This window comes from Micrococcus sp. GPGPB33 (assembly GCF_037853785.1).
Lineage (GTDB): Bacteria > Actinomycetota > Actinomycetes > Actinomycetales > Micrococcaceae > Micrococcus > Micrococcus luteus.
Window position 1 is genome coordinate 1,960,316 of record NZ_JAQMWO010000002.1, and the last position, 12,297, is coordinate 1,972,612.

Annotated in this window: 8 protein-coding genes, 1 tRNA gene and 5 pseudogenes; 5 read left to right on the forward strand and 9 right to left on the reverse strand. The window is 75.1% G+C overall.

Features of this window, described 5'->3' with window-relative positions; translation table 11 throughout:
* Positions 1–2 precede the first annotated feature (2 nt).
* The 5 genes and pseudogenes from arc to POD19_RS09350 form a co-directional block, all read right to left on the reverse strand.
* Positions 3–1,745: pseudogene (gene arc, locus POD19_RS09330) on the reverse strand (proteasome ATPase); the annotation flags it as partial.
* The gene (locus POD19_RS09335; RefSeq protein ID WP_119217277.1) at positions 1,746–2,810 is read right to left on the reverse strand and encodes a tRNA (adenine-N1)-methyltransferase; all 1,065 of its coding nucleotides are present in this window, start codon (positions 2,808–2,810) and stop codon (positions 1,746–1,748) included.
* A gap of 16 nt (positions 2,811–2,826) precedes the next feature.
* Positions 2,827–3,252 carry a hypothetical protein gene (locus POD19_RS09340; RefSeq protein ID WP_340309519.1) on the reverse strand — a complete coding sequence of 142 codons (426 nt, stop codon included), beginning with the start codon at positions 3,250–3,252 and terminating at the stop codon, positions 2,827–2,829.
* Positions 3,253–3,473: 221 nt separating this feature from the next.
* Positions 3,474–3,953, reverse strand: a pseudogene (locus POD19_RS09345) (M50 family metallopeptidase); the annotation flags it as partial.
* Positions 3,950–4,690, reverse strand: coding sequence for an HAD family hydrolase (locus POD19_RS09350; RefSeq protein WP_095695724.1), 741 nt, complete (start codon positions 4,688–4,690; stop codon positions 3,950–3,952). The pseudogene POD19_RS09345 and the gene POD19_RS09350, both read right to left, overlap by 4 nt.
* Positions 4,691–4,781: 91 nt before the next feature.
* On the opposite strand from POD19_RS09350, the gene POD19_RS09355 reads away from it, so the two are divergent.
* Positions 4,782–5,732 (forward strand): proteasome assembly chaperone family protein, encoded by a 951-nt coding sequence (locus POD19_RS09355; RefSeq protein WP_036315178.1) that lies wholly within the window; start codon positions 4,782–4,784, stop codon positions 5,730–5,732.
* 22 nt (positions 5,733–5,754) lie between these two features.
* On the opposite strand, the pseudogene mshC reads toward POD19_RS09355, so the two are convergent.
* The 3 genes and pseudogenes from mshC to POD19_RS09370 all read right to left on the reverse strand — a co-directional run bounded on the left by mshC (position 5,755) and on the right by POD19_RS09370 (position 8,208).
* A pseudogene (mshC, locus tag POD19_RS09360) lies at positions 5,755–7,022 on the reverse strand (cysteine--1-D-myo-inosityl 2-amino-2-deoxy-alpha-D-glucopyranoside ligase).
* Positions 7,023–7,086: 64 nt separating this feature from the next.
* Positions 7,087–7,920, reverse strand: a complete 834-nt coding sequence (locus tag POD19_RS09365; RefSeq protein ID WP_340309439.1) for an undecaprenyl-diphosphate phosphatase — start codon at positions 7,918–7,920, stop codon at positions 7,087–7,089.
* Between the two features lie 69 nt (positions 7,921–7,989).
* Positions 7,990–8,208: a hypothetical protein gene (locus tag POD19_RS09370; protein ID WP_036315190.1), complete on the reverse strand. Its 219-nt coding sequence runs from the start codon at positions 8,206–8,208 to the stop codon at positions 7,990–7,992.
* Positions 8,209–8,301: 93 nt separating this feature from the next.
* Here POD19_RS09370 and POD19_RS09375 point away from each other — a divergent pair, with 93 nt between their 5' ends.
* The gene (locus tag POD19_RS09375; RefSeq protein WP_036315193.1) at positions 8,302–8,541 is read left to right on the forward strand and encodes a DUF5703 family protein; all 240 of its coding nucleotides are present in this window, start codon (positions 8,302–8,304) and stop codon (positions 8,539–8,541) included.
* 52 nt (positions 8,542–8,593) lie between these two features.
* On the opposite strand, the gene POD19_RS09380 is transcribed toward POD19_RS09375, so the two are convergent.
* Complete coding sequence (locus POD19_RS09380) at positions 8,594–9,919, reverse strand: M20/M25/M40 family metallo-hydrolase (protein ID WP_340309440.1); 1,326 nt, start codon at positions 9,917–9,919, stop codon at positions 8,594–8,596.
* Positions 9,920–10,035: 116 nt separating this feature from the next.
* Between POD19_RS09380 and POD19_RS09385 the strand changes: the two genes are divergently transcribed.
* The 3 genes and pseudogenes from POD19_RS09385 to POD19_RS09395 all read left to right on the forward strand — a co-directional run.
* Positions 10,036–10,119 (forward strand) — tRNA-Leu (locus tag POD19_RS09385).
* Positions 10,120–10,255: 136 nt separating this feature from the next.
* Positions 10,256–11,515, forward strand: a pseudogene (locus POD19_RS09390) (4-alpha-glucanotransferase); the annotation flags it as partial.
* A gap of 116 nt (positions 11,516–11,631) precedes the next feature.
* Positions 11,632–12,257 (forward strand): annotated as a pseudogene (locus tag POD19_RS09395) (4-alpha-glucanotransferase); the annotation flags it as partial.
* Positions 12,258–12,297: the final 40 nt, after the last annotated feature.

The following is a 12,297-nucleotide window of genomic DNA, read 5'->3' on the forward strand; positions in this document are numbered from 1 at the left end:
GACCCCCGGACCATGCGCAGCGAGCGCAGCCGAGGACCGCGCCAGCCGGAGGTGCGCGCCCACTCGGCGGGCGCGACCGTGGCCAGCAGGTCCGTCTGGTCCTCCAGCACCGCGGCCACGGCCTCGCGCAGGTGGCCCTCGCGGACGCCGAGCGCGGCCGGGGCCTGGCCGGCGGCGAGGTAGTCGCGCACCGCGTGCCGCTTGGCGCGGTCCACGACGTCGGCCACCACGGCGCCCGAGACGAGGTCGGCCAGGTGCAGGGCGTGGGTCGTGCCGGACACGTCCGTCAGCTCCGCCAGCGCGGTGTCCGCGCCGCGGTCGTAGAGGGCGGCGACCGTTCGGGCGATGAGCGTCGCGCGGGCCGCGTCCGCGGAGCCGGCCGCCGCGACGTCGTCGGCGTGCAGGGGCACGTCTACGGTGAGGTGCTTGGCCATGATCTCCGCGGCGCCGGCGGCGTCGGGACGGTCCACGCGGATCTTCACGTCCAGCCGGCCGGGGCGGAGCACGGCCGGGTCGATCATGTCCTCGCGGTTGGAGGCGCCGATGACGATCACGTTCTCGAGGGCCTCGACGCCGTCGATCTCGGTGAGCAGCTGCGGGACGATCGTGGTCTCCACGTCCGAGGAGACGCCGGAGCCGCGCGTGCGGAACAGCGACTCCATCTCGTCGAAGAAGATGACCACGGGGAAGCCGGCGTCGGCCTTCTCCCGGGCCCGGTCGAAGATGACGCGGATCTGCCGCTCGGTCTCGCCCACGTACTTGTTCAGCAGCTCGGGTCCCTTGACGTTGAGGAAGAACGAGCGCTCGCCGTCCGCGCTGCGGGCCGAGAGGGCGTTGGCCACGGCCTTGGCGAGCATGGTCTTGCCGGTGCCGGGCGGGCCGTACAGCATGATCCCCTTGGGGGCGCGCAGGCCGTGCTCACGGTAGACCTCGGGGTGCAGGAACGGGATCTCGACGGCCTCGCGGATCCGGTCGATCTGCGGGCCGAGGCCGCCGATGTCCTCGAACGTGACGTCCGGGACCTCTTCGAGCAGCACCTCGTCCACCTCGGACAGCTCGACCCGCCGCAGCGCCCATTCGATGCGGGCGTCCACGGTGACGGCGTCCCCGTGGCGCAGGTCGACGCCCTCCAGCGCGGGCGCGCGCCGCACCACGCGCTCCTCGTCCGCCGTGCCGGCCAGGACGAGGCCGCCGTCGGGCAGCGCCTCCTTGACGCGCAGCAGCTGACCCGACCCCGTGCCCGGGGCGACGCCGACGATCGAGCTGGACTCGTCCAGCAGCACCTGGGCGCCGGGGGTGAGGCGGGCGGCGTCGAGCAGCGGGGAGACCGTCACGCGCAGCCGCCGGCCGTTCTGCACGACGTCCGCTCCCCCGCGCACCACGGCGCCGGTCTCCACGCCCTCCTCGGGCTCGCGCGGGGCGTGGACGGCCTCGAGGGTGGCGAAGGTGAACGGCGGATGCGTGACGGCGTCCAGGTTCTCCTTGAGCGTCGTGATCTCGGCGCGCGTGGCCTCGAGCAGCTCGACCATGCGCCGGTTGTTGCGGGCGGCCGTCTGCGTCTGGGCCTCGGCGGCCCGACGGCGTTCGCTCAGGCCGGCGGCGTGCCGCTGGGCGGACTGCAGCTGGTGCCGCAGCCGTTCGGCCTCGGCCTGGGACTGCCGCAGCAGCTCCCGCGCCTCGGCGAGGCGCTGCTCGGCGTGCTCCGTGCCTGATTGCGCGTGGTGGTCCACCGGTGCTCCGTCCACTCAGTCCTGCTCCCCGGTCGGGGTCCTCCCACCGTACGCGTCCACGCCCTGCTCGGCGGCGCGTGACCGCGCGGCCATGAGGCGGGCCTCCTTCGCCGCCTTGCGCGCCTTCTTGTCCGTGATCGGCCGTTCGCCGAGGGCCTCGGGCGTCCACCGGGCCTCGTCGGCCGGCTGCCAGGCCTCGACGTCCTCGGCCTTGAACTCGGAGACCTTGGAGCGCTTCTTCAGGCGCAGCGCCTCCTCGCCCGAGGCCAGGCGGCGGGCCGTGAGGAGGAAGCCGGTGTGCGCGACCATGCGGTGGTCGGGGCGCACGGCGAGCCCGTCCAGGTGCCAGCCGCGCACGAGGGTCTCGTTGGCCTCGACCTGCGTGAAGCGGCCCGAGTCCCGGATGGCCTCGGCCACGCGGGAGAGCTGGGTGGCGGTGGCCACGTAGTTCAGCCACACACCGCCGGGGGCCAGGACCTCGGCGACGGCGTCGAGGCATTCCCAGGGGGCCAGCATGTCCAGGACCACCCGGTCCACGGAGCCCGGCTCGTGGACCTTGGGCATCTCCTCCTGCGCGTCGCCGAGGTGCACCGACCAGGCGGGGTGCTCGGCGCCGAAGAAGGCCTCCACATTGGCCCGGGCGACGTCCGCGAACTCCGGGCGGCGCTCGTAGGAGTGCAGGCGACCGTGGTCGCCCACGGCGCGCAGCAGGGACATGGACAGGGCGCCGGAGCCCACGCCGGCCTCGACCACGACGGCGCCCGGGAAGATGTCCGCCTGCTGCACGATCTGCGCCGCGTCCTTCGGGTAGACCACCGTGGCGCCGCGGGGCATGGACAGGACGAAGTCGTTCAGCAGGGGGCGCAGCACCTGGTACGGCTGGCCGGCCGAGTTCTCGACCACGACGCCCTCGAAGCCGCCGATCAGGTCGTCGTGCCGCAGCACGCCCTGGTAGCTGTGGAACTCCCCGCCGGGCAGCAGGGTGATCGTGTTGAGGCGGCCCTTCGCGTCCTTGATCTGCACGCGCTGGCCGGCCCGCAGGGGGCCGCGGCGCGCGCTCACGCCGGTGGGTTCGGTCATGGGGGGCTCCTTCGGTTCAGGGACGCCGCGTCGCGTCGACGGCGGCGAGGATCGTCTCGCGGGGCACCACGGAGCGCACGAGGCCGTGCGCGTCGGTCAGCACCCACACGGGGGTCTGGGGGTCGGCCAGGTGGGCGGCCAGGTCGGGACCGGCGGCGGGGACGTCGTCGCGGACGAGGACGGCCTCCGGGGCCAGCGCGACGGCGACCGCGGCCAGGGCGGTGGTCGTGCGGCGCGCCGGGGTGAGGCCCGCCGCGGCCGTGTGGTCCAGCACGCCGCGGGGCCGACCGGCCCCGTCCACGGCCACGACGGCGCGGCGGCCGCCGTCCGCCTGGGCCAGGGCCTCGGCGACGCTGAGGTGCTCGGGCAGGGCGATGGCGGGCGCCTCGACCTGCTCGAGCCGCAGGGTCTCCAGCCGGCGGCTCCAGCGCCCGTGGCGCACGGCGTCGTCCGCGCCCCGCCACAGCGTGAGGGCGACCCAGGCCGCCAGGACGACGACGAACAGGTCCGGCGCGCGGCCTGCGAGGGTCGGGGGCCGAACACCGCCGCGAGGACGCCCACCGCGACGACGCGCCCGGCCCAGCCGGCCGCCTCGACGCCACGGGCCCGGGAGCCGGTGGCGGCCCAGACGGCGGACTCGACCATGCGGCCGCCGTCGAGCGGGGTGCCCGGCAGCGCGTTGAACGCGGCCAGGAGGAGGTTGGCCCACACCGTGACCTCGAGCAGCAGGGCGGGGACGGACGGGCCGGGCACGGCGCGGGCCGCCAGATGGGCGAGGCCCGCGAGCACGAGGTTCGCGGCGGGGCCGGCCATCGCGGTGAGGACCGTGTCCAGCGGTCGGGCGGACGGGCTGCGGAACTGGGTGTGCCCGCCCCACAGGGTGAGCGCGATCTCCTCGGTGCGCTGGCCGAAGGCGCGGCCGGTGAGGGCGTGGGCGGCCTCGTGGACCAGGACGGAGAGGGCCAGGAGCACGGCGTACCCCAGGGCCACCCCGTAGGCGCCGCCGCCGATCGAGGGCAGCGCGCGCTGGATCTGCGGGCCGAACGCGAGGGTGATGACCGCGGCGATCAGGAGCCAGGACCAGAACAGGCGCACCGGTGCGCCGGCGATCGTGCCCAGCCGGACGGAGGCGGGCCCGCTCATCCGGCCCCGTCCGCCCCAGGCCCGCGCGCGGCGGCGATCCGGCGGACCGCGGCGAGGTCGGCCGGCGTGCGGCCGGCGAGCGTCGTCCACTCGACGGTCGCGAGCCCCGCCGGCAACGGCAGCACGCTGGGCACGCCGACCGTCGGCAGGCCCGCGGCCACGGCCGCGCCGACGCCCACCGGGGAGTCCTCGACCGCCACACAGTCGGCGGCCGTCAGCCCCGGTGTCCGCTCGGCCAGCAGCTGCAGGCCCAGCCGGTACGCCTCCGGGTCGGGCTTGCCCCGGGAGACCATGTCCCCCGAGACGACGACGTCCAGGGTGCCCGCCGGCGCCCGCTCGGCCAGCGCACGCGCCAGTGGGGCATGGGACATCGTCACGAGGGCGCCCGGCACGCCGGCCTCGGCGAGCGCGACGAGCAGCTCCCGGGCACCCGGCCGCCATGGCACCCCACGGACGACCCCCTGGACGACCTCGTCCATCGTCAGGTCGATGATCCGCTGCACGGGCAGGTCCAGCCCGGCCTCCTGCAGGCGGCGCGCTCCCTCGTCGAGGGGGCGTCCCACGAGGGAGGCGGCCAGGTCATCCGACCAGGTGCCGCCGTGCTCGACCACCAGGCGGCGCTGGACGGCGTTCCACAGGGGCTCCGTGTCCACGAGGGTGCCGTCCATGTCCCACAGGACGGCGCGTGGCAGGCGGCGGGCACGGTCGTCCGGGGCGGGCGCGGGGTGGCGGGGCATGGAGTGCATCCTATCGAGCGCCGCCGCCGGGGTGTGCGGGGCGGGTCGCGGGCCGTGGCCCCGTCGTCGGGCCGTGTCTAGGCTGGCCGCCATGACCGACGCTACCTCCGAGGACCAGCCGGACGACGTCCTGGGCCCGCTGCGGACCCACCTGACGGCGACCGTGGACGAGCTCGAGGCCGGGCGGCGGGCCCCCACGGTCCTGTTGCTGGCCTTCGAGGGGTGGAACGACGCCGGGGAGGCCGCGACCGGGGCCCTGGGCGCGCTGCGGGAGCAGTGGGACGCGGCGGACGCGGGACGGGTGTGCGACGGCGAGTTCTACGACTACCAGGTCACTCGACCCCTGGTCCGGCGCGACGCCGACGGGCTGGGGACGCTGGACTGGCCGGCGGTCACCCTGCACGAGGCGCTCCTGGACCGTGAGGGTCGGCCCGTCGCGGGCGAGGCTGCCCCGCCGGACGGGGTGCGTGTGCTCCTCGCCGTCGGCGTGGAGCCGAACGTGCGGTGGCGCGCGTTCCTCGAGGAGCTGTTCACGGCGGCCGACGCGCGTGACGTGGACGCCGTCGTGACGCTGGGCGCGCTGCTGGCGGACGTGCCCCACACCCGGCCCCTGCGCGCCCGCCCGACCTCGCCGCTCGTGGACGTGCGGGTGGCCGTCGGCGCGGACCGTCCGGTCTACGAGGGGCCCACCGGGATCATCGGCGTCATCGCGGACGAGGCCGCGCGCCGCGGCCTGCCGAGCCTCTCGCTGTGGGGGACGGTGCCCCACTACGTGGCCCAGGCGCCCTCCCCCAAGACGCTGCTCGGGCTGGTCGAGGCGGTCGAGGACCTGCTGCACGTGAGCGTGTCCACGCGCGGGCTGGAGGACGACGCGAGGGCCTGGCAGCGCGGCGTGGACGAGCTGGCCGCCGAGGACCCGGACGTCGCCGCCTATGTCCGGCAGCTCGAGGAGGCCCAGGACACCCAGCAGCTGCCGGAGGCCTCGGGCGAGTCGATCGCGCGGGAGTTCGAGCGCTACCTGCGCGGGCGCGGCGGACGCTGACGCCCGGCCGCGCCCGGCGGGGTCAGCGCAGGCGCAGACCCAGCAGCGCCGCCACGACGTCGACCACCGGCACCGGGTCGGCGGCGGCCTCGGCCAGGCCCGGCAGGGTGCCGGCCGCCCATGCGTCGAGGGCCTCCAGCGCGCGGGGGCGTCGAGGTCGTCCGAGAGCGCCGCGTGGACCGCGTCCAGCACGGCGACGCCGGCGGCGGCGTGCGGTCCGTCCAGGGCGGCGCGCCAGCGGGCCACCCGCGCCTGGGCGTCGGCCAGCACCTGCTCGGACCACTCCCAGTCCGACCGGTAGTGGTGCGCGAGGATCGCCGCGCGGACGGCCACCGGCTCGACGCCCCGCGCCCGCAGGCGGGAGACGAGTTCGAGGTTGCCGAGGGACTTGGACATCTTCTCGCCGTCCAGGGCCACCATGCCGGTGTGCGCGTAGGTGTGCGCGAGCGGCAGGCCGTCGACGGCGGTGGCGTGCGCGGCGGAGAACTCGTGGTGCGGGAACCGCAGGTCGGAGCCGCCGCCCTGCACCGTGAACGGCGCCGGCAGGTGGGCCCGGGAGATCACGGAGCACTCGATGTGCCAGCCGGGCCGGCCGGAGCCGAGCGACCGACCGTCCCAGGCAGGCTCGCCCTCGCGGTGCACGCGCCACAGCAGCGGGTCCAGCGGGTCGTGCTTGCCGGGGCGGTCGGGATCGCCTCCCCGCTCCGGGAACACCGCGGCCATCTCGTCCGGGCCCATCGCGGAGACCTGCCCGAGGCGCCAGTCGGTCGCGGACTGGGCCGCGCGGACGTCGAAGTAGACGTCCCCGTCGGGCTCGCCGTCGCCGCCCGGCACGCGGTAGGCCCGGCCCGCCGCCAGCATCGTCTCGACGGCGTCCACCACCAGGCCCACCGCCTCGGTCGCGCCGACGTAGTGGTCCGGGGCGAGCACCTCGAGGGCGGCCATGTCCGCACGGAACAGGTCGGTCTGCTCCTCGGCGAGCGCGCGCCAGTCGACGCCGGTCGCCTCGGCCCGCTCGAGCAGGGGGTCGTCCACGTCGGTCACGTTCTGGACGTAGGCGACCTCGAGACCGGCCGCGCGCCAGTAGCGGTGCAGCAGGTCGAAGGCCACATAGGTGCTCGCGTGGCCGAGATGCGTCGCGTCGTACGGGGTGATCCCGCAGACGTACAGCGAGGCGCGCTGCGCGTCGTTGCCCGGATGCCGGGTCCGTCCCGTGGCGGTGTCGTGCAGCCGCAGCCGGTCGGGGCGGCTCGGCACGGCGGGCGGGGCGGGGGTGCTCCAGGACTTCACGGGACTCCTCAGATCGGGGTGGTTCGGCGGGGCCGGGCCGCCATGCCCGGCGGCGGGAGCGGGCTCAGGCGCTGATGACGCCCGCGCCCAGCAGGGCGAACAGGGCGCCGCCCAGGAGGATGCGGTACCAGACGAACGGCAGGTACGAGTTGGTGCTGATGAAGCGCATGAGCCAGGCGATGACCGCGTAGGCCACCACGAAGGCGATCACGGTCGCGACCAGCGTCTCCCCCATGCCGTACGGGCCCTGCGTGCCGGGATCGGTGAGCGAGGTGTACAGCTTGTACAGGCCGGAGGCGAACACGGCGGGCACCGCCAGCAGGAACGCGTAGCGGGTGGCGGCGGGCCGGGTGTAGCCCATGGCCAGGCCGGCCGCGATGGTGCCGCCGGAGCGCGAGACGCCCGGGATCAGCGCGAGGGCCTGGGCCAGGCCGTAGAGGACGCCGTCCCGCACGGTGAGCTTCTCGAGCGGCTTGGTCTGACGGCCGAACCGGTCCGCCAGGGCGAGCAGGACGCCGAACACGATGAGCATGGTCGCCGTGATCCACAGCGACCGGAACTCCGTGTCGATCCAGTCCTCCAGCAGCAGGCCCAGGACCGCGATCGGGATCGAGCCCACGATGATCAGCCAGCCCATGCGCGCATCGGGGTCCGAGTGCGGGATCCGCCCCGTGACCGCGGCGCACCACCGGCCGATGATGCGGGTGATGTCGCGCCAGAAGTAGATGAGGACCGCCAGCTCCGTGCCGAGCTGCGTGATGGCCGTGAAGGCCGCCCCCGGGTCGGTCGCGGAGGGCAGGAACTCGCCCACGATGCGGATGTGGGCGGAGGAGGAGATGGGCAGGAACTCCGTGAGGCCCTGCACCAGGCCCAGGATGATGGCTTCGATCCACGTCACGGAGGGTCACTGTACGCCACGGCCCCGGGTGGGAACCCGGGGCCGTGCGATCCGTCACGAGCAGGACGGTCAGTCGTCGTCGTCCTCGTCGTCGAAGAGGTCGAGCGGGGTGACCTCCTCGGTGTCCGCGTACAGGGCGTCCTCGTAGGCCTCGAAGGCGTCGGCCACGGCGAAGAAGGCGGCTTCGACGGCGGGGTCGTCCTCGCCCCGCTTGTTCTGCGCGGCCACGAGGTGTTCGTTCAGGGCGGTGGTGAGGGCCTCGAGGGCCATGCGGGCGTCAGAGCTCATGGGTGAACGGTAACCCGGTGGCCGGTGACGCGGCCAGGGGTGGGCCGTACGGGACCGGCCGCCGGACCCGAGTCCGTCTGCCAGGATGGGCGGGTGCGTGAACAGCTGATGTCCTCGACCCTCGACGCGATCTCCCGCGGACAGAAGTGGGAGTACCTGGTGATGACGGTCGCCGCCCACGAGTCCCTCGCCGACGCCCGGCGGCGCCTCGTGGAGCACGCGGAGTACGGCCAATGGGAGCTGCAGCGCTCCGTGCACTACCGCGACGGGGCGCGCCGCTACTGGATGCGCCGCCGGGTGATGCGCGTGGCCTCGACCCTGCAGACCCTCTGAGGCGCGGACGCGACGACGCCGTCCCGGCCGTCGTCGCCGCCCGCGGCCCGGATCAGCGTGGCTCCAGCATCCGCTCGAGCACCCGGCAGCCGAACTCGAGCGCGTCCACGGGCACCCGCTCGTCGATGCCGTGGAACAGGGACGTGAAGGCCAGGTCGGCGGGCAGGCGCATGGGCGCGAAGCCGTAGCCGGTGATGCCCAGCCGGGAGAGGGACTTGTTGTCCGTGCCCCCGCCGAGCATGAACGGCAGCACCTGGGCCTCGGGGTCCTCCGCCTGCAGCGAGGCGATCATCAGCTCCACCAGGTCCCCGGAGAAGGGGGTCTCCAGGGCGACGTCCCGGTGCTCGGGTGCGATGGTCACGTCCGGACCGGCGAGTTCGGCGATCGTGGCGAGGGCGGACTCCTCCTCCCCGGGGATCAGGCGCACGTCCACGGTGCCGGTGGCCGAGGACGGGATGACGTTGTGCTTGTAGCCGGCGGTCAGCCCCGTCGGGTTGGACGAGGTGCGCAGGGTGCCGGCCACCCAGGACCGGGCCTGCCCGAGCGCGTCGAGCTGCGGCGTCGGGTCCGTCTCGTCGAAGTCCACGCCCATGATCTCGGCCACCTGTTCGAGCAGCGCGCGCGTGGTCTTGGTGTACACGAGCGGCCACTCGTGCCCGCCGATGCGGGTCATGGCGCCGGCCAGCCGGGTGACCGCGTTGTCCGGGTGCGGGGCCGAGCCGTGCCCGGGGGCGCCCTGTGCGGTGAGGTTGAGCCAGGCGAGCCCCTTCTCCGCGGTCTGCACGAGGTAGGCGCGCGAGCCGTGCACCTCGGTGGAGAAGCCGCCCACCTCGGAGATCGCCTCGGTGCACCCGTCGAACACCTCGGGGTGGTGGTCCACGACCCAGCGTGCGCCGTAGACGCCGCCGGCCTCCTCGTCGGAGAAGAACGCGATCGTCAGGGGGCGCCGCGGCCGGCGGCCCGTGCGGGCCAGGTGCAGCAGCACCGCGAGCACCATGGCGTCCATGCCCTTCATGTCCACGGCGCCGCGCCCCCAGATCATGCCGTCCTTGAGCTCGGCGCCGAACGGGTCCACGCTCCACTCGTCCGCCTCGGCGGGGACCACGTCCGTGTGCCCGTGGATGACGAGCCCCGGCGCCTCCGGATCCCAGCCCGGCAGGTGCCCGACGACGGAGACCCGGCCCGGCGCCGACTCGAAGAAGCGGGGGGTCATCCCCGCCTCGGCCATGAGCCGGGCGCAGTACTCCGCGGCCTCGGGCTCACCGACGGAGACGTTGCCCCCGCGGTTGGTGGTGTCGATCCGGATGAGGTCGCGGCAGATCTCCACGACGCGGTCCTCGGGGCGCGAGCGGGCGGGGTTCTCGATGTTCTCGACCATGGTTTTGAGCCTAGCCCGAACCCGTGCTATCTTTCTCGAGTTGCCCGGAGCGGGACGGACCGGACAGGACCGGAACGCGGCGGGCGACGGAGCCTCTCCCAGGGCTCCACCGATGAGCGCGAGTGGCGGAATTGGTAGACGCGCAGCGTTGAGGTCGCTGTGTCCGCAAGGACGTGGGGGTTCAAGTCCCCCCTCGCGCACCGCTCGTCGAGCAGCAGGGCCCCGGTCGTCACGACCGGGGCCCTGCGTGTTCCCCGGCCCGGCGTCCCCTCTAGAGTGGTGTCCGTGCGACGGCAGGCGCCGTCGGTGGAACCGCACGACGGCATGGAGGACCCGATGGCCCTGGAAGCCCCCGCACTGCTGCACCGGCTCGCGCGAGCCCACGGGGTGCAGCCCGAGTACGTCGGGCAGGACGGCTCGGCCCAGACCGTGCCGGACGAGGCCCTCGTGAAGGTGCTCGCCGCCCTCGGGGTGTCGGTCCGTCCGGACGGGGTCGCCGCTCTGGCCGAGGCGCTGGAGGAGGCGGAGACGGCCCCCTGGCGGGACGTGCTCCCGCCCACCGTGGCCGCCCGGTCCGGCCACCGCCTGTCCGTGCCGTGCCACGTGGCCGCGGGCGAGCCGGTCGTGGCCCGCGTGCACACGGAGGACGGGCGGACCCTCGAGGTGAGCGTGAGCGAGCCGGTGTCCGAGGTCCGCCTCGTGGACGGCGTCGAGCGCGAGCGCGTCCACGTGCAGATCCCCGCCGACCTCGCCCCGGGCTGGCACCGGCTGGAGGTGACCAGCGGCTCCGGCTCCACCGCCTCCGCGGTCCTGGTCTGCGCCCCGACCCGGCTGAGCACGGCGCGTCCCTTCCTCGAGCGCCGCGGCTGGGGCGCGGCCGCGCAGGGCTACTCGGTGACCTCGGCGGACTCGTGGGGCATCGGCGACGCGGCGGACATGGCGTCCCTGGCCGAGATCGTCGCCCGGCACGGTGCCGACTTCCTGCTGCTGCACCCCCTGCACGCGGTCGAGCCCGGCCCCCATCCGGCGGACTCCCCCTACTCCCCCGTCTCCCGTCGGTTCTTCTCGGCGCTGGTCGTGCACGTGCCCTCGATCCCCGAGTTCGCCGACCTGCCGGCCGCGGAGCAGGCGGAGCTGCGGTCGGCCGGCGCCCGCGTCCAGGCGGAGCTGGAGCGCACCGGCCGGATCGATCGGGCTGCCGTCGCCGCCGTCCTGTGGCCCGCGCTGCGCCGCGTGCACGAGGTGCCCCGCTCCCCCGAGCGCGAGGCCGCCTACGCGCGGTTCCGCGCCGAGGCCGGCCCGGGCCTGGACGACTTCGCCCTCTGGTCCGTCCTGCGCCTGGACGGCGACGGCACCGGGCCCGATCTCGCCGACCCGGCCTGGGCGCCGGGCGGGGTCGAGGCCGAGCGGGTCCGCGTCGAACGCGCGACCGACGTCGACCTGCACCGCTGGGTGCAGTGGATCGCCGCCGAGCAGCTCGCCGGCGTGCAGGAGCGGGCCCGGGCGGCCGGCATGCGCATGGGCGTCATGGTGGACCTGGCGGTCGGGGCGACCCGCGAGACCGCCGACGCGTGGATGCTCGGGGACGTGCTGGTGCCGACCATGTCCGTCGGCGCGCCGCCCGAGCTGTTCAACCAGCTGGGCCAGGACTGGTCGCAGCACCCTGGCATCCGCGCCGCCTGGCCGAGACCGGCTACGCCGCGTTCCGGGACATGCTGCGCACCGTGCTGCGCGGCGCGGGCGGCATCCGGATGGACCACGTCCTGGGGCTGTTCCGCCTGTGGTGGATCCCGGAGGGCGCCAGCGCCACCCAGGGCGCGTACGTCGAGTACGACCACGAGGCGATGCTCGCGGTGCTCACGCTCGAGGCCGAGCGGGCCGGCGTCGTCGTGGTGGGCGAGGACCTCGGCACGTTCGAGCCGTGGGTGCAGCGCCGCCTGGCCGAGGCCGGCGTGCTCGGCACGTCGATCCTCTGGTTCGAACAGGAGGACGGCGAGCCCACCCGCCGGAGCGCTACCGGCGGCTGGCCATGGCGGCGGTGAACACGCACGACCTGCCGCCCACGGCCGGCTACCTCGAGGGCGTCCAGGTGGACCTGCGCGAACGGCTGGGCCTCTACACCGTGGACGTCGCCCAGGAACGCCGCCGGTCGGCGGAGGAGGTGCGCGCGTTCCTCGCCGCCGCGGCCCGGCGCGGGCTGCTCGCCGAGGCGGACGTGGACGTCCCCGAGGCCGGCCCCGAGGTGCGCGAACGCCAGATCGTGGCCCTCCACCGCCTGCTCGCGCAGGCGCCCTCGGCCCTGCACAGCGTGGCGCTCGTGGACGCCGTGGGCGAGCGGCGCATCCAGAACCAGCCCGGCACCCTCCAGGACCAGTACC